This is a genomic window from Psychrobacter sp. (assembly GCF_036731945.1).
Lineage (GTDB): Bacteria > Pseudomonadota > Gammaproteobacteria > Pseudomonadales > Moraxellaceae > Psychrobacter.
The window spans coordinates 1-17814 of sequence record NZ_DAINDI010000063.1; the positions used below are offsets into that span (position 1 = coordinate 1).

The 17814-nt window shown below is 41.9% G+C and carries 13 protein-coding genes; 4 read left to right on the top strand and 9 right to left on the bottom strand.

The genetic code is table 11. The annotated features are described in order from the left end of the window. The 9 genes from tssH to V7D75_RS11740 form a co-directional block, all read right to left on the bottom strand. Positions 1–2830 (bottom strand): type VI secretion system ATPase TssH (tssH, locus tag V7D75_RS11700; RefSeq protein ID WP_333614700.1); only part of this gene is annotated, 2830 nt, incomplete at its 3' end. 107 nt (positions 2831–2937) lie between these two features. After that, positions 2938–3963 carry a type VI secretion system baseplate subunit TssG gene (tssG, locus tag V7D75_RS11705; protein WP_333614701.1) on the bottom strand — a complete coding sequence of 342 codons (1026 nt, stop codon included), beginning with the start codon at positions 3961–3963 and terminating at the stop codon, positions 2938–2940. Then, positions 3927–5750 (bottom strand): type VI secretion system baseplate subunit TssF, encoded by a 1824-nt coding sequence (tssF, locus tag V7D75_RS11710; protein ID WP_333614702.1) that lies wholly within the window; start codon positions 5748–5750, stop codon positions 3927–3929. The genes tssG and tssF overlap by 37 nt, the downstream gene beginning before the upstream one ends. A gap of 77 nt (positions 5751–5827) precedes the next feature. After that, positions 5828–6319, bottom strand: coding sequence for a type VI secretion system baseplate subunit TssE (gene tssE, locus V7D75_RS11715; RefSeq protein ID WP_333614703.1), 492 nt, complete (start codon positions 6317–6319; stop codon positions 5828–5830). 103 nt (positions 6320–6422) lie between these two features. After that, positions 6423–6926 (bottom strand): Hcp family type VI secretion system effector, encoded by a 504-nt coding sequence (locus tag V7D75_RS11720; protein ID WP_025651832.1) that lies wholly within the window; start codon positions 6924–6926, stop codon positions 6423–6425. A 53-nt stretch (positions 6927–6979) separates the two neighbouring features. Continuing rightward, positions 6980–8461 carry a type VI secretion system contractile sheath large subunit gene (gene tssC, locus V7D75_RS11725; protein WP_200662665.1) on the bottom strand — a complete coding sequence of 494 codons (1482 nt, stop codon included), beginning with the start codon at positions 8459–8461 and terminating at the stop codon, positions 6980–6982. A 3-nt stretch (positions 8462–8464) separates the two neighbouring features. Then, complete coding sequence (gene tssB / locus V7D75_RS11730; RefSeq protein WP_201591585.1) at positions 8465–8974, bottom strand: type VI secretion system contractile sheath small subunit; 510 nt, start codon at positions 8972–8974, stop codon at positions 8465–8467. A gap of 59 nt (positions 8975–9033) precedes the next feature. Beyond that, positions 9034–9798 carry a hypothetical protein gene (locus V7D75_RS11735; protein ID WP_333614704.1) on the bottom strand — a complete coding sequence of 255 codons (765 nt, stop codon included), beginning with the start codon at positions 9796–9798 and terminating at the stop codon, positions 9034–9036. A 22-nt stretch (positions 9799–9820) separates the two neighbouring features. Continuing rightward, positions 9821–10291, bottom strand: a complete 471-nt coding sequence (locus tag V7D75_RS11740; RefSeq protein WP_333614705.1) for a hypothetical protein — start codon at positions 10289–10291, stop codon at positions 9821–9823. Positions 10292–10514: 223 nt separating this feature from the next. On the opposite strand from V7D75_RS11740, the gene V7D75_RS11745 reads away from it, so the two are divergent. The 4 genes from V7D75_RS11745 (at position 10515) to V7D75_RS11760 (ending at position 17796) form a co-directional block, all read left to right on the top strand. Further along, complete coding sequence (locus V7D75_RS11745) at positions 10515–13466, top strand: contractile injection system protein, VgrG/Pvc8 family (protein ID WP_333614706.1); 2952 nt, start codon at positions 10515–10517, stop codon at positions 13464–13466. Further along, positions 13459–15879 (top strand): LysM peptidoglycan-binding domain-containing protein, encoded by a 2421-nt coding sequence (locus tag V7D75_RS11750; RefSeq protein ID WP_333614707.1) that lies wholly within the window; start codon positions 13459–13461, stop codon positions 15877–15879. Before V7D75_RS11745 ends, V7D75_RS11750 begins: the two co-directional genes overlap by 8 nt. Next, entirely contained in the window at positions 15857–16798 is a 942-nt protein-coding gene (locus V7D75_RS11755; RefSeq protein WP_333614708.1) for a hypothetical protein, read from the top strand. The genes V7D75_RS11750 and V7D75_RS11755 overlap by 23 nt, the downstream gene beginning before the upstream one ends. A 65-nt stretch (positions 16799–16863) precedes the next feature. Continuing rightward, positions 16864–17796: a hypothetical protein gene (locus V7D75_RS11760; RefSeq protein WP_333614709.1), complete on the top strand. Its 933-nt coding sequence runs from the start codon at positions 16864–16866 to the stop codon at positions 17794–17796. Positions 17797–17814: the final 18 nt, after the last annotated feature.

Sequence of the window (17814 nt, forward strand, 5' to 3'; positions counted from 1 at the left end):
AAAATGGCTTGCTTGGTAATTTCGCCACTTGATCTTCAGTTTCATCTTCGCTGTATTGCGCCATTTTATTCAGTGGTACGACGGCATCGGTATCAAGGCGATAAGCAAAATTATCGTCCTCATCGACGAATACCGTAATTTTTTTTAGCACACTTTGACTATCATCGTGAGCAAGCAGGTGACCCGCTAGCTGCGGTAATAAGGTGTGACTGATGATGGCATCGGCGTTACGGGCACCAGAATCAACCTCATGACAGCGTGATAAAATCAGCTCAATCACCTCAGGGTCAATGACGCAAGGGACGTCGTAATTATCACGAATACGCCCAGTGATTTTATCCAGCTTAAGCCGAATGATTTCTGCGAGCGCATCATCGGTCAGTGGATAGTAAGGAATAACGGTTAAACGACCCAAAAACGCAGGCTTAAAGGCTTTGTACAAATGCGGATTAATGACCTGTTTTAGGTGGTCACTGTCTGGCAGGCTAAATTCCGTAATGCTAGGGTCAGTATTGATACATGCCTGCATAATCTGTGATGAACCAACATTACTGGTCAATAAAATAAGGGTATTTTTAAAATCAATTAAACGCCCTTCACTGTCTTCCATTACCCCTTTATCAAAGACCTGATAAAACAAATCGAGTACATCTGGATGGGCTTTTTCGACTTCATCAAGTAAGAGCACACTATAAGGGCGACGGCGGATAGCTTCTGTCAATACGCCTCCTTCACCATAGCCAACATAACCTGGCGGCGAGCCTTTTAAGGAGGCAACGCTATGAGCTTCTTGGTATTCTGACAGATTGATAGTGATAAGATTACGCTCACCGCCATACAGCACCTCGGATAGCGCCAATGCGGTTTCCGTTTTGCCCACACCACTTGGCCCGACGAGCATAAATACCCCTTGCGGTCGGTTTGGATCATCTAAGCGCGCTTTGGCAGTATGAATCCGCTTGACGATAGCAGCCACAGAATGATCTTGGCCGATGACACGTGCTTGCAAGGCATCAGCCAAATTTAAGATATGGTCTTTTTCACTCCCCGCCATATCGTTAAGTGGAATACCAGTCCAATCTGAGATGATCTGTTTGATAACCTGACGATCCAATACAGGATGGATTAGGCGATGTGTCTCTTGTATTTGTTTTAACGACTGCTCGATACTTTGATACTCAGCTTGTTTGTCTAAGCGCTCTTTTGCACTAAGCGTATCAGCGCCATCTGCTTTTGCGTTCAATTGCTGATTGATTACATCAAGCTGATCATTAAGCTGACGTTGTTCGTGCCAGCGGGCTGTCATATCGGCAATACTTTGTTTATTGGACTGACGCTGCTCATCAATCACAGCAATTTTTTGGCTAATCTTTTCTTTTTCGTCAATGCCGCCGATACGTTCAAGCTGCTGACTGAGATTATTAATATGCTGCTCTAATTGCACACCTTTGGCTTGTAGCCTATCAAGCTGATTGGGTATGGCGGTTTTTGATAAGCTCACCCGAGCCGCTGCTGTATCTAATACGCTAACGGCTTTATCGGGTAGCTGTCGGTCACTGATATAACGTGCAGATAACTCAACCGCCGCTTGCAGCGCGTCATCATCTATCAATATGCCAAAATGCTCCTGCATCTTGACACTCAATCCCCGAATCATTGCCACTGCCGTATCGATATCAGGCTCGTCGACTTTGACGACTTGAAAGCGACGTGACAATGCCGCATCTTTTTCGAAGTATTTTTTGTACTCTGACCACGTCGTCGCGGCAATGGTTCTAAGCTCACCACGAGCTAGTGCAGGCTTTAATAAATTAGCTGCGTCGTTCTGACCCGCTTGCCCACCAGCACCAATCAAGGTATGAGCTTCATCGATAAACAGAATAATCGGCTGTAGCGACGCTTGCACTTCTTCGATGACTTGCTTTAGACGGTTCTCAAACTCGCCTTTGACACTTGCCCCTGCTTGCAATAAGCCCATATCGAGACTGCGTATCGTCACGTCCTTGAGCTGATCAGGCACTTGACCGGCGACTATTTTTTGCGCCAATCCCTCAACTACCGCTGTCTTACCTACGCCAGCTTCACCCGTCAAAATAGGGTTGTTTTGACGGCGACGAATCAAAATATCGATCAGCTGATGAATCTCAAACTCGCGCCCAATGACTGGATCTATTTGCTCGGCATCAGCTTTAGCCGTTAAATCATAGGTATATTTATCTAATGCAGGGGTTGGCTTGACGTTTGCTTGGGCTGCATGTAAAGATTCATGACTTTCTGCATAGCCATCCACATCAGCGCTTTTATTAATCATGCTTCTATTAACGTTAGCTGAGCCACTACCTTCGGTACTGCCAAGACATTGACGTTCATAATCATCTTTTAGGGTAAAACGATCTATATACTGGAGCTGCTCAGGAAGGATTTTAAGTAATGGCTGATAACGCTCATACGCCAATAGTACCAATAATATATGCCCAGAGCGGATTTCTAGAGAGTTGTTATTATCATTTTTATTATATTGGCTACTAGCAAGCTCCCAAGCATCTTCTAACAACGCCATTAGACCTTGACTAAACACTGGCGTTGAGCCTGTAGCCTCACCAAAGGTATTTAGCAAATCAGTTATGTCGGCTAGCAACGTCTGCTGATTAATCTTATTTACTTTGAGTATTTGAGCCACATCATTGTATGGGGTAGCAATCAGTTCGTGTAGCAGATGAACAGTATCAACCTCACAGTGGCCGTTATTGATACAAAGCCTAGCAGCCTGCTGCAAACACTGTCTGCAACTTGGACTCAAGCGGGTAATTACAGCTTTTAACTGGCTCATAAACCTTTTCCTTTGGCATTCTCATTAGACTTAATATTTTTATTAAATGGTGATATAGAACGGTTCTATAGCCAGAATAATTCACTGCTAGCTATTAACTAAAGTATTCACTGAATAGGCAACGCATAACGCGTGTCATCATGATGCTTCGCCGCAGGCTGCGACACCAAAAATCCGCCTTGTCCTAATCCACCAAACTGATTTTCAGATAATGACAAAGGGCTGATATATTGCTTATCTAACTCCAATTGCATCTCGACTGCCAAGCTCACCCCGCACCATTTGCGAATAAAATCAATAATGACGTGATACATATCTCCCGCTGGTAACAGTCTTAAATAGCGCTTGGCATCTAACTGGTGAAAGATAATTCTAATTTTGCTATCAAACTGTACGACACGCGCACCGCAAAATGCAGACAATCCAAGGGCAGCGTGCTGCCCACCAAGCGATGTTTGCTCACTTGCGGGCAGATCAAACCATTCAGGCACGAACTGCTCGACACTGACGGTACTATCTAAAAAATGCGACAACACATGTGATAACTGATCGGCAGTCAGACGCCCTGGGGCAATCATGCCAGCATAGGCAATCAAGCTATCGATTGCTGTGAGCTTCTTCGGCTGTCGCGCAAGCGCTCGCAAGCTCAGTAGATAGTTGTCCTTTTTATTATTTATCTCATACTGTAATGGTAAGTTATAAAACCAACTCGCCTGCACATATAAGTCGGTTAAACGATGATTGAACAAATCTAAAAATGCCGGTGCTGCTTTATCTTTTGCATGATTGACTCGCGATGCCAGATGATCGGTATACATCGCTGGCAAGGCTGACAATGGACCTGTGAGTCCGATAACTGCTGGATAAACCTCTATCTGCCTAGCTGTCAATGAGTCAGCGTTTACCGAATATACACCTTCCTGCATATTGTCTTGAGCAACGAGTGCCATTGACTCAATTTCAGCTTGCGGATACGCTAATGACAATGAGGCACGGTAGCGCACTTCAATAGGTGCATGCCCCATACTGACTTCGCGCTCAATCAAACGCAGCGCTTGCAATAGCTCATAGGATTGCGGCGCAGCGATTAGATCGGTTAAATAAGAGGACTGAGACCACTGCGTGGCTGACATCTGTATATCTCCTCTTTGGTAACAGCGTCGCTTATGGACACTTCAACAAAGCTATTTAAACTGGCGTGATAGCCAAAAACATGCGCCAATAAATGGGCAAACTGGCGGATACTAACCCCAGCAAAATTCTTTTGGTTAATTTGAATATCAATCACCGTACCGCGCACAAACCCCGGTTGCGGCAAACGCTGAATACGGCGCGCTTTAATATTGGATGCAACAGAGACAACACCTTCAACCAAGAGTTTATTAGAAGCGGATTGGGTAATATCATAGAGCGACAGATACTCTTTCATTAGCTCCGCATCTTGAGCAGCCAATGATAAAAAGTTTAGACTAATAAGCGATATCAAGCGCCAACGCTCCTCGCCTGTATATTCAAACCGTGCCGTTCTGGTGGGCTGTTTTAATAACGACAAACTGCTAAAACCTGTCATGCCTTCGCTAAACAAATCGCCGCGGCTTTGACCAAACACCACTTGGGCGGGCAAGTCTCTATTGGTACACAATAAAGACGCACTCATGCTCACCGCGCCGGCTAAATCTTCACGGTTTTTTTCCACAAACATAATCTGATATTCAAAACCTTGCTTGAACTCAGCCATATCCTTATCACGTTTGATATGGTAATAACGACCGTCATCTTGCTGCTCATAGTGATTGAGTGCATAAAATGGATGGTATTCACGCTGTATTAAACGATTGTCACTCTGTTTGGATTCTATAACTCTATTAACTTCATAGATTTCATGCTGAAACAGTGCACGGGTATCGGGCACCAAATCATAATAGATAGAACGATGAGTGACTTGAATAGGTTTGGCGGCTGCCTTGAATAAGTTGACGACGGGTGTGCAAAACAGCTTGATGCTACTGGCATTCAGTTGTTGCAGATTTTTTAGCCGGATGGTGTTTTTTTTATCAAATTTAAAATAACAGCGCATCTCAAAGCCATTGCTATCGATTTTTGAATCAGGGCAAACCTTGCCAAGATTTAGACGTAAGAAATTGAATTTTTCAGGAAAATAAAAGTACTCTTTTAATAAGGCAGAGGCGGCATTACTCACTCGATGACCGGGCAGGATTTGCTGCTCAGGGTCGAAACCTATCATCTCGAACGGACTACCTGATATCTTGTTGACCTGCTTGCCATGCAGATGGGTTTGTCTCACATCACACCAAAGCAAGTCCCAAAGGCTTGTACCTTGACTGGCATCTTCATCGATATACAAGTCTAGCGAATGATTTAACAACGCTTGATAATCGAAGCTCGGATTAAGAGCTTTAAATTTAATACTAATACAACCGTTCAGTAGTCCATGCTGATTGTCGTACACTTCTTGATGAGTCTCAAAACTGACGTTATCTATTTGCAGCGGCAGTAAAGTCACATCTTGAGTTGACTGGAACTGACACGGCGTTCCGTTTATTTTTTGGGTGGCAAATGGGCTTTGTTTAGGAACTAAAACCGCTTCACCCATCGCATTGCTCTGTACGCCTAAATTAAACTGCGCGATAGAAACTGATGGAAAAGGTTTGAGATAATCAGGATAAACCACTTCTAATAAGGATTCGGTAAAGTCAGCGTAGGAGTCATCCAGTTTTTTATTGATGCGCGCGCTAATCAACGAAAAAGACTGAATAAGGCGCTCAATATGTGGATCATCTACCGTATCGTGCCCCATCAATAGCCGATTGGCTATTTTGGGATATTTCTTGGCAAATTCTTTTGACTGTTTATTAAACAGGCTAAGCTCATGCTCAAAGTAAGGAAGTAAACTGTCCATGATGCCTCAGTATATTGCTCGCTGCCAACGACATAGATTGAGCGGTAATAGTGATGATTTCATTAAATAAATAATAATTATTTTATTAAGTAACGCTGAGAGCTTGGCTCAAAGAACGCATCGAAACTGACTAACTCTTGCGCAGGATAAACTTTTAATAAAGCTTCAATAGAAAAACATAGCTGATTGACATCGACCGCGCCAATATCTAATGAGACTCGAACGTTTTTTAATCGAGTGTCCTGCTGCTCAACCGTTTGCGCAATTTGACGACAGATATAATCACAATCAACAGGATTGGCACTGCTTAATCCAACGAAGTCCAATATGCCAAAGTTTAATATCGACGAGCGCACGTGTTGATAGGCTTGCAGCCTACTTGACACCACACAGCGGGTATTTAATAAAGACTCCAAATCTTGGGCGACAGACGATTTCAATTCATCAATATTAAGCCTGCGAACCACGAGCTCATGCGCTAAATGCCGAGGCTGATCATCAAACAGCTGTTCAAACAAGTTTGGGCGAAAACCCATTTCTTTATTAGAGGCCTTAGCAGCGTAATTCATTGATACCATCGTCCCTGATTGAATAAATAAAAAAGAAAGGCCTAAATATAAACCTTTCTTTTTGGCAAGATGGATAAATAGATAACACCTCAAAACACCTAACTTAAGCGGTATAAGTAGCAGTGTTATTGGCAAGTGACCACTTCTTAGTCACTGCGCCTTTGGCAGTACCATCGATATCCTGCTGAGTGTACGTCCACTCAACCGCCGCATACTTAATACCGACTTTTTCGATTGGCACACCTTCTGAACGTACCGTAGGCTCAACACTTGCAATAAGTGCATGCTTCAGCTTCACTTCAAGATACTTAACTCGTTTATCACCGTTGGCACGATAAAAATCAATTTGAATTTCATCAAAAGTATAGCCAGCAGAACACGCTTCCCATAACTTAGGACTGGTCGAGTCCAAATCTTTCATAAAGGTCATATCAGCGTGTTCGCAGCGCTCAGAAGTATGACCACCAACGCTACTAGCTGTCGCTGACTTTGGCTGACGGATCAAATGATCCCAAGTATTCACTTCAAGCCAACCTTTATGCTCGCTATCACGAGACTCGCCATCAATTTTATATTTGCCACGGAACTGAATATAAATATCTTTCATATCACATACCTTGTTTGAGAAGTTTAATATTAACGTCGGATTTTAAAAAACGATCAGCTGTTGCTAGACTGCGGCAGTTGAGTAACCAGTCGCAAAGAAACAGACAATTCGTCAAGTTGAAAGTGTGGTCTCAAAAAGACCACGGACTTGTAGACACCAGGCTTACCCGGTACTTCTACAACTTGTACAGAAGCTTCGCGCAGCGGATACTGGGCTTTTGCTTCTTGAGAGGCACCGTCATCTAACAAGACGTAACGTGAAATCCAGTCATTTAAAAACGACTCAACATTACCAGGCGCTAAAAAACTACCAACTTTGTCACGCATCATGGCTTTTAAGTAGTGAGCAATGCGTGAGACCGCCATAATGTACTGCAACTGAGTGGACAACACCGCATTGGCATTGGCATCATCATTCTGATAAGTCTTGGCTTTTTGTACAGACTGCGCACCGAAAAAGGCAGCATAGTTGGTGTTTTTGCAATGCACTAACGGTATAAATCCTAAATCACTTAATTCTTTTTCACGGCGATCGGTAATAGATATCTCCGTTGGGCATTTGAGCGCCAAATCCCCTTCATCGGTTTTAAAGGTATGCACAGGCAAGCCTTCAACCAACCCACCTCCTTCGACACCGCGAATGGCAGCGCACCAGCGATAATCTGAGAAAGCGGAGGTCAGTCTTGACGCGAAAGCATAGGCGGCATTGACCCATAAATAATCATTATGATCATTACCAGAGACTTCCTCAGTGAAGTTAAAACCTTCGACCACTGTGCCATCTTTAGGGTTATAAGGTAGACGGCCTAAAAATCTAGGAACCGTAAGCGCTACATAGCGCGCATCTTCAGACTGCCTAAAAGCACGCCAGCGTATATATTCCGCCGTTTCAAATATCTTTGATAAATCACGAGGGCGGCCAATATCTGTAAAGGACTCAAGCCCAAACATCTCAGCTGAAGCCGCTGATACAAATGGCGCATGCGCAGCAGCTGCTACGTGAGACAGTTGTTCGAGTAAATACATGTCAGCATTTTGGCGCGTAAACTCAAAGTCACCGACAATAGCGGCATACGGTTCGCCACCAAAGCTACCAAATTCTTCTTCATATATCTTTTTGAACAGCGTACTTTGATCAAAGTCGATTGACGACTGGAAATCTTTTGTCAGTTCACGCTTGGTGGTATTGAGCATGCGTATTTTTAGCATAGATTCAGAAGGTGTCTGACTGCATAAATAATGCAGACCACGCCAGCTAGACTCTAGTTTTTGAAATTCAGGCGCGTGCATAACCGTTGTCAATTGCTTCGATATCAGCGCATCAATTTGGGCAATACGCGCATCAATCGATGCTGCCAAATTATCTGATAAAGTTACCGTTCCTTGCATCACCTCATTAGCAAGCTCCGCAATTTGTGACTTGGCACGGTTTTTTTCATCATCGGATTTAGCAATGTTACTTTTACTTACGATGTCTTCGAGTAAGTCATAGCTTTCTTCTATAACATCTGAACCATACTGGGCTTGAGCGCTCATACCTTACTCCCCATCGCTTAGATTTTGTTCGGCCATTTTTCTGACTTGCTCAGTGTTTTTAAGTACATCATCCAACAAGTCTTCGAGTTTTTCATTGGCCGATATTTTGTTGCGTAAATCTGCCAAGCGATCTCGCGCTTGTACCAACTGCTTCAATGGCTCAATTTGCGCGGCTACCGCTTCTGGACGAAAGTCATCAATGCGATTGAATGCCAAATCAACGGCAAACTCGCCGCCTTTATCACTCAAGTCATTACTTACTCGGAACGTCGCACGCGGTGCTAAGCCTGACATCACCTCGTCAAAGGTATCCAAGTCCACTTCGACAAACTTTTTATCCTTTAGGCGTGGTTGTTCAAGTACAGAGTCACCAGAGAACTCCCCTAATACTCCCACCACAAAAGGAATCTCTTTCGTCTCTATCGAGTCGCCCACTTCAACGTCATAAGTCAGATGCACCCGAGGCGCACGTACTTTTGCGAGTTTCTTTTGTACACTGTCTTGATTGGCCATATAAGTCACCTAAGCAATTGCTATTCTGGTTTTATCACAACGAATAAAACGCATCTGTTTTAACGTAAGATCTTGAATGGATCGGTGGTACTTGATTTGCCGCTATTAGAGGGCAAGCTTTTGATCGGTTGTTTAGCGGGTGGCACTTTTGGTGCAACTCGTGGTTTCTGTACTACTGTCTTTTTCTTAGCAGTTGTTTTTACTTTTTTCGGTGCAGGCGCACGGTAGCGTGAACTTGATGTGTTTTTCATTTGACGCGCTTTCGGTCTTACAATGGGCGCAGGAGGTTTTGGTAAAGACTCATCATAGTTAAAGTTATATATCGAGCCGTATATCTTGCTAAGAGCGTTCTGATACTCTTTTATAAAATCCTCGTTTACATCAGTCGCTAAGTAATGCTCTTTGAGCTGATTTTGCGCCACGATAGCACTGCTGTTTAGCAGGATTCTTTTTAAGGTCGGCGTACTATAACCTTTTTCAACAGCTTCACTGGCGGCATAGACAGCATTAGCATGATAACCATTGTTATAGTAAATCTGAGCCAACAGCTCCCACGCTAAGGAATCGGTAGGGTTGACCGTAACTCTTCGGTTCAATTCTGCAATCAGCTGATGTAGCGGCTCAGATTTTTCGTCTGCATTTTTGAGTGCCGCATATTGATTGGCAATACTAGATTCCGGCTCTCTTTCTTGAATTGAAAGCTCACTATGGGCGGCACTCATCGCTGAACACATAATAATAAAACCAGCGATAGCCAATTTTGTCACTTTACTGACATTACCTATCATAAGATTACTCACCGCAGACCAAATTTTTTGATTCATTGACGTACTCTACTATCCAACTCTACTCATCTGACGTATTTAGTAATGTTGTCAAATTTTCTAAAGTTGTTTTCAGGTCCCTTTTATCACTACTACTCAGCGTCACATCATCTTGATAACTATCAATATTAGTCTCAGTAATTTTGACAGCAGACAACATCGCTAGCTGACGCGCTTCTACAGACTGCGCGTCAAACTCTAAAGCTTTGCTGGCTGCTCGCAATGAGCGCGCGTATTTTTGTGCTTGGTAATTCTTTTGTGCAATGAGCATCCATTGTGCAGCCGTTAGTTGACTCTCATCACCTACTGCAATGACGTCTGGCAAATAAGACCATGATGGCGGCTGAAGTTTTTTAGCGATCAGCGGCTGTGATGTACTAGGTTGTGATGTTTTTTTGGCACCGATACTACAACCTGTTATTAACACGCCTGTGCTAAAAACAATAGACAATAAACTTATAGTAGAAAGCTTAGTAGCATAGATATTATTCATAAGCGAAGTGCCGTCAATAAGAACGCAAAAATAAGAAAAAACCAGCAATAAAATTGATAAATTTTAACTAAAGTTTATCTTTTTCATAATTATATTTGAGCTGATTATACAGATACTTGACAATATTTCAATAAACTCTATAATTTTCTTAGCAAATAATTTAGCAGTGCTTACCTTAAGCGACCGGCTGCGTAGTATTTATGCAGTTATCGGAATATCACCTATGCCTCCTAAGACTAATCATACCCACGAAATATCTATAAACAAAGACTTTGGAGATGCACCTACTTTTAGTTTGATCGCCTTCTCATGGTCAAGTGCTATTAATGAGACATTACCCAATCAGTTACTGGCTTATAGCTACACCCTTATAAATTCAAACGAATGTTTATCTATATTAAATACATCTGTTTGCTTGTCTAGTTTCTTGTCTGATTCAGACATAACCTACCGTACAGGTGTTATTCAGGCAATTCACTATCAGCACTCCGATGGTAGCTTGCATTTTTATACGTTAGATATTGTCACGCCTGATTGGCAATTGACCCAATCAATACATAGTCGTACATTCATACAGCAGTCTACGCTTAGTATTATCACTAGCATTCTTACGGATTATGACTTTGATTGGCAGGTTTCTGATGCGCTATTAGCCTCAGAGCGCTTGCACGCTTCGCTTCCAATGCGCACTCAATTTAACCTGAGTGACTGGGACTTTATAAAAGGTATATTGACGGATATTGGGGCTTTTGCGCTCTGGCAGCCGGGTGATTCAGTAGACAATCTCGGTACTTGGTATTTGACCAGTCGTTTAGATGCGCTTGAGCAGTCAGGGACGCACTATCGTTATGCCCAGTCTTCTATCCAGTCGGGACAAGATACGATTAATACGCTACAAATGAGTGTCAAACAATTAGGTAGTGCTACTGTTCAGGTAAAAGCTGATGGATTGGAGGCGGATATTATTTATGAATGTCAAGCTTCTGATGAGTCGCCCTTAGCATCAGACGATAACACTGTATTATTTGGCTCGCCCTCTCGTATTAATAGCGATGAAGCAGCAGCGCAGCTCGCGGCTCAATGGGTAGCTGCTAATAATTGTCAGCGCGAAACTTACCGAGCTACGGGGGCTATGCAAGGAGTGTATACGGGATCTCTGGTAAGTATAAGTCACTTACCTGCGATAGGTGGTCTATCTGCTTATTGTTTAGAAGCTCATGTGATGGGTATCGAGCCGGACAGTGATAGCGTCTCATATAACCATCGCACTTTTATTCAAGATTGGCTACGTAAGGTTACCCAGCATCGTTTCATCAGTATTCCTGAACACGGTTATGAGCTTTTATTTGAAACTGGCATATGGGCATCTGCAACCCTTTTACGTGCGACCATCCCTTACACACCTTATCCCAGCAACTTATCTTTAGTAAGTAATAGCTATACAGGTCTCACCCAAGCACGGACTGGTGACACTACCACGCCAAGTTATGAATCACACGTCACTGACAATGGTTTACAGCAAACCATTACCACGCCCGTCTGGTCAGGTATCAGCCCTCATGATGACGGTACTACCCCACCCCTGCGCGCACTGCAACTGTCATCCGGTAGCACACATGGCTGGCAGTTTGCGCCAAGACTTGGACAGTCGGTGCTGCTTAACTATTGGTATGCTGATATAGACAGCCCTGTTATTACCCGCTCTATTTATGACGGTATCGGTATGGGCGATGTCGATGACAAAGAAATCACCACTCGTGATGCAGGCTTATCTAATCGACATAACTTACAAGGCGGTGCGTCCCCTAGATGGCATGGTGGTGGTTTGGGTCATTCGCAAATTAATGACGATGATAATCATAGTGGCTGGATATCGGGTATTGCTCAATATGGGCTGACGTCTGACTCTGAGGTGAGCCTAAGTTTCGATGACACGCCTAATAAAGTTGGTCTACAGTGGACCGTCAATACTGGCGCACGTGCCAATGCTGAGACGCCAACTATTACAGATCAAGCGACCTTTGCTCCTGACGAGCATATATTAGAATTGGGCGTACTACGTCATCGCTTTAGTAATCATCAATCAACAGACAGTGGACAAGGGATTAATCTAGCCACCGACCATGGTTTGCAAATCAGCGGCGATACAGGCGTACTGCTATCCACCTTTGGTATCAGACACAGCCAGTCAGAGCATGAGTCCGCTTGGGTCAATGATGCAGGACAACGTCAGTTAAAAATGGGCACTGAGCTAAGTGAGACTTACAAAGAGGCCAAGCAAGCACACTTGCAAACTACGGCAACACTTAGCGATACCAACCAAACGATAGAAGCCTTTAAAACCAGTGCGCAAATCATTGATGAGACGCTAAATACGGAAGTGCTTGGCGCACCTGATGTACTGCTGGTCAGTAAAGACAGTATCTTAGCCTCTGCAAGCAATACGCTATGGACAGCAAAAACAATCGTTAGGCAGTCAGGCGCAACTCAGTCGGATGTGGTGGCAGGCAATTATACGCTGACGGCAAATACGATTGACTCCCTCTCTGGGATTGGTGGTCAAGCCGATCTATCAGGATTACATATCAGCGCTAATACCAAACCTGTAGCCATACAGGCACAAAGCGGTGAGTTGCAATTGCACAGTCAGCAGTCGATGACGATTGGTAGTGAGTCGGGTCAGGTGAATCTGTCAAGTCCTAAGCGGATTAAGCTGCAAACGTCAGCGGGGGCATCTATTACGATTGATGACAGCGGGATTAAGCTTGTGTGCCCGGGGGAGATTAAGGTTAAGGCGGTGAAGAAGGGTTTGGTTTCTGGAGCAAGAGCTAATTATTCATTACCGATGATGCCTAAGACTACTCCGCTGTTCAGTAATAGACTTGATGTTTATGATTTGTTTTATCAGCATGACTTTAATAAAATTGAGTTTCAAATGCTGCGACCTGATGGACAGCTGATAGAAGGGTTGCTTGATGCGCATGGACGTACTGCGCCTGTGATTAGTGATAAAGAGGAAGAGGTCGAAATACTAGTGGGCTTTAAAGATACAGATTGGGGTGTTGAATTTGAACCTGATGAGGATGAAGAGATATATGTTTCTAACGAGAATGATGATAATCAGTCGAATGATTCTTTAGATCAAGACTCTTATCAGGAGAACAACGATGAGTAAACTTAAACAGACATTAATTCAAATACGCTTCGTTGACCTGATGAATAAACCCTTCGCTAACCTTTATCATGAAGTTAGAGTCTCAGATGATAAGTTCGCAGCGAGTGCTGGAAAATCTAATGCAAAAGGTTTAGGTGTTTGGATTGAAAAACCTGTAGGCACCCGATTGGATATTTTAGTGCGTCATCCGTTGACTAAAAAGCTAATTAGTGCCAAACATCACGTTATTGTTCCTGCCAAAAAAGGCGTGTTTCGGGTTCAAGCGCCGTTCTCTATTCAAACTGTTAAGCTTAGAGCACTTGAGAAAAACGCTGGTTCCTATAAAAGAAGCACACATAAAGTTGTGACTGGTACAGATGAGTATGAGGTTAAAAAAGGTCAAGACCTATACACTATTGCTAAGATGCATAACACCACATGGCAAATACTAGCCCAGCTTAATAAAGCAACCATTAAAGACCCTGATAAAATAGTGCCTGGACAAATTATTAAAGTGCCCCCTAAAGGTAGTAGTTTAACAGGCACTACCAATGACAGACCTGATTCTCTGAAAAACAAGACTCATTACAAAGTAAAAAAGGGTGAGACACTTTCTGGCATCTCACAAAGAAGTGGCGTATCGGTTGACGAGCTTAAGCGCATCAACGGTATCAATGATCCGACTAAACTGCAAGCGGGTCAAACCATTAGGCTGCGCGGCAACGGCTCAGCCAAACCTCAAGCTAATCCTAATCCTACGTCACCCATCACACCTAAACCTACATTACCAGAAACACCCAAACCTACACCTCCTGTTAAACCCAAGCCTACGCCACCCTCTTCTAAAGAAGATAACGGAAAAGCGCCTGCGGCTGGTGCTAATTCAAACAGTAATGCTTCATCAGCATCAGGCGGTTATATTGTAAAAAGTGGTGATACATTAAGCGCTATTGCGAAAAGGCATGGCGTTAATACGAATGAACTTGCTCGTGCCAATGGTTTAAAGCTTACTGATACTATTCATCCAGGACAAAAGTTAAAGATACCTAAAGGTGGCGCTACTGGTTCATCTACGAGTCATTCTTCTCAGTCAAGCAAGCCAGATAAACCCGTAAACGTGACAACTAAACCGAGTAACAGCTCTGACGGTACGCCAAAAGATATAGCTACAACCAATGGGGCTTGTATTTGTAAGGCGCATGATTTGATTTGGGGTAAGAAATTTAATTGCGATGAACGACTAAAGGTGATTAAGATATGCAAAAACCTATGGCCAAACAATTATTTAGAAACAGCCAACAACTTGATGGCTGTATTTGCTTGGGAAAGTGGGGAGAAATTTGAAACAGGAGCTCCCAATAAAAGAAACTCTGGTGGTACAGGCCTGATTCAAATTGTACCTGACACTTATAAAAGTTTAACGGGTAAACAACCGATTTTTGAAAACGTTCATAATTATTGGGGTGATGGTAAAACACTAAAAAGAATTAAACAACTAGCTGATATGACTGTATTAGAGTATTTAAATATTGTTGAAAAATATTTTGAACCTATTAGAAATAAGGATTTAGAATTTATTGATTTCTATCTTCAAGTTTTATTTCCTGCTTCGAGTGGAATACCTGAGCATGTAGTATTTGCAAAAAGCTCTGCTGATTTAGACTTACCTAATGAAACTAAATCTAGAAAAAAAGAAAGAGTAGCAAAATTTTCAAGAAATAACATGGATAAAAATGGTGACGATATAGTCATGAAGTCTGAAATTGCACAATCGATCAAGCACTTTCTAACAGATGGCGAAAAGTATAAATCATTTGGAGTTTGCGAAAAATTTAATGTTGTTGAAAAACCAGTTTCAAGTAATAGTAATTGCCCTTCTAATATAGACGGTTGTTTTTGTAACAGAACCAAAAAACTACCGATGCAAGCTGGATTTTTAACTCACTCTCGTATTATAAAACATCACACTCCTAAGCTTGAAAGAAGAAATTATGCTCAAGAAATTAAAAAAATAATTTTGCATCGAACTGTCAATAGCTCTGCTCAATCGACATTTAATTCTTTTAATAGAGGGTCAAAACCATATGGCACACACTTTGTTGTAGACAAAGATGGTAAAATTTATCAAACAGCAAACTTAAATAAACTTACCATACATGCTGGTAATGCAAATCCTTATTCAGTAGGAATTGAAGTTGTAGGTATGCCCCTCGATAAGAATGGAAAATCAACCGTTGGACCTCCAAATGGAAATAAGGTGCATAGCTGGCAAAAGCTTACTGTAGAACAAACCCGTAGTGTCGCTTGCCTTACAAAATACTTACTTATTCATTATAGATTGACTCAATCTGATATAGCAGTACATGAAGATGTTGCAGCTAAAACCGAAGGTGAAGGGAGAACAGTTTACAATGCTATTAAAAAATATTTATAAGATTGCAAGTTTATTGCTAATCATACTATGTTTACCTGCATGCCAAGAGGAGGCAGCAGTTTACCAAAAATTATGTGTCGACTCAGATACTACAGTTAAGAATGATATATCAGAAGAAGGTATTTTATGGTCATTATCCATAGATGATTTTAAAAATATTATGCCATTAGTTAAGGAAGAGTCATCTCGAAATATTTATGTTATGAATTCTATTACAACCTGCGAGATGAAGTTTAATAATATTGAAGTGGATAATAAGATTTGTAAAATCAGATTAAATGCGGGTGCTTATGGTCATGCAAAATGTGACGATGAATCTGAGTACAGTTTTGGATGTTACGAGAAGGAGTGTAATCAATACTTCCCATTTCCCTTTATAGACGAAGAAACAACGGATAGTGACCCAGTTTTTACTAGTCCACCTAATACCCTCAATGAGGAGAGGTATACCAAAAACTATAAAAACTATAAAAACTATAAAAACTATCTTAATAAAATGAATAAACAATTAATTAAAGACAAATTAGCTGTAAAAGTTTATTTTTCAAATTCAAATTTAGATGATTCAAGCTATGTTATCCGATATGTAGATAAAACATCGCCACTCAAAGACAGCATCCAAGAATATTTGAACGGTTTAACGCCAGAAGAGAAAAAGCTAGGATTTGAATCAAGTAATTTTGGTAATAATCGTTTTCAAGTAAAAATTGAAGATAGGGTTGCTTTAATTAGATTTACTGCTGATGACTTGACAAAAGATTTAAGGTCTCCTCAGCAGGTAATTGATTTCACTGCTGACATTGGTCTGACGGCAGAGCAATTTAATACTGTCGATGAAGCAGAAATTTGTGTTAACGATACCTATAATTATCAAATGAGTTTTTTAGCTAATGAAGAACCGATTGACTGTCCTTTCTAATTTCAGAGCTTATATTTCTTTAAACTAAATCTCTACACACAAGAAAATGCTAATCCATCTACAGTATGTCATTTCCAGTGACAGGCGACTTAAACGGACAGACTAAAGTATTAAAAGTTCCTGTCGTCACGCCACAACTAAAATTCATTGATAAAAGTAAAAAACCTATACCTAACTATCAGTTTAAAACCGTCTATCGTGGTCACACCTCTGAGACCAAAAAAGCCAATGCTAGAGGTATAGCCACTGTCAAAGCATTAGCGGGTCAGCAGCTAAAAATTATTCATCAAGCAGCAAATAAAGCTTCAACTAATATTGTCACTGACGGCTCAATTGAATGGACCTATATCACTGATAGACTAATTGAAAATTCTAAAGGTTCAGCAAGCTCTGCAAGTGATGCATCATCTAGTAACCCTTCTTGCTCTCAAAAGCCTAATGACACAAAACCTAATACGTCAAACCCTGTTGATAAAGGTAATTTCATACGTAAAGAGGTAATAACGCCAAAGGGCCCAACACAAGAAGTTGGTTCAGACAAAGCAAAAATTACGATTAAGTTCTTAGATGAAGCAACAAATAAGCCCTTATCAGGACTGACGTATTGGGCACAATCGGATAAGTATGGCAAAAATCCTTCTACTACTGGTAGTGATGGGACAAGAGGTCGTGCGCATGATTCAGATGTGGGTGTTAGCATTGCAGTATTAGTCAATGAGAATGGTAAAGAAATCAAGAAAGGTACTATCATAGCTAATAGTGACAAGAATGGTTCTGCTTATATTTATAAGTCTAAAAACTACTTGTTCCCTTTACCCATTAAAGCAACTGCTGATTACAAGTCAGGTATGAGATCTTATGGAAGTAATCGTTCAAGTGGTAAACGCAAGCATGCAGGAGCAGATCTATATGCACCGACTGGAACGACAGTAAGAGCAATGGAGTCAGGTATTGTGTTAAGTAGAGACCATCCCACATTCTGTGTAACTGCCGTTTAGATTAAATGCCTGCTTATA

What these genes read in the sequence shown, in the direction of transcription:
- V7D75_RS11740 (WP_333614705.1), bottom strand. Translation starts at nt 10,291, where the DNA reads ATGAATAATATCTATGCTACTAAGCTTTCTACTATAAGTTTATTGTCT.
- tssG (WP_333614701.1), bottom strand. Translation starts at nt 3,963, where the DNA reads ATGTCAGCCACGCAGTGGTCTCAGTCCTCTTATTTAACCGATCTAATC.
- tssE (WP_333614703.1), bottom strand. Translation starts at nt 6,319, where the DNA reads ATGAATTACGCTGCTAAGGCCTCTAATAAAGAAATGGGTTTTCGCCCA.
- V7D75_RS11750 (WP_333614707.1), top strand. Translation starts at nt 13,459, where the DNA reads ATGAGTAAACTTAAACAGACATTAATTCAAATACGCTTCGTTGACCTG.
- V7D75_RS11755 (WP_333614708.1), top strand. Translation starts at nt 15,857, where the DNA reads ATGCTATTAAAAAATATTTATAAGATTGCAAGTTTATTGCTAATCATA.
- tssC (WP_200662665.1), bottom strand. Translation starts at nt 8,461, where the DNA reads ATGAGCGCTCAAGCCCAGTATGGTTCAGATGTTATAGAAGAAAGCTAT.
- tssB (WP_201591585.1), bottom strand. Translation starts at nt 8,974, where the DNA reads ATGGCCAATCAAGACAGTGTACAAAAGAAACTCGCAAAAGTACGTGCG.
- V7D75_RS11745 (WP_333614706.1), top strand. Translation starts at nt 10,515, where the DNA reads ATGCCTCCTAAGACTAATCATACCCACGAAATATCTATAAACAAAGAC.
- V7D75_RS11720 (WP_025651832.1), bottom strand. Translation starts at nt 6,926, where the DNA reads ATGAAAGATATTTATATTCAGTTCCGTGGCAAATATAAAATTGATGGC.
- V7D75_RS11760 (WP_333614709.1), top strand. Translation starts at nt 16,864, where the DNA reads ATGTCATTTCCAGTGACAGGCGACTTAAACGGACAGACTAAAGTATTA.
- tssF (WP_333614702.1), bottom strand. Translation starts at nt 5,750, where the DNA reads ATGGACAGTTTACTTCCTTACTTTGAGCATGAGCTTAGCCTGTTTAAT.
- V7D75_RS11735 (WP_333614704.1), bottom strand. Translation starts at nt 9,798, where the DNA reads ATGAATCAAAAAATTTGGTCTGCGGTGAGTAATCTTATGATAGGTAAT.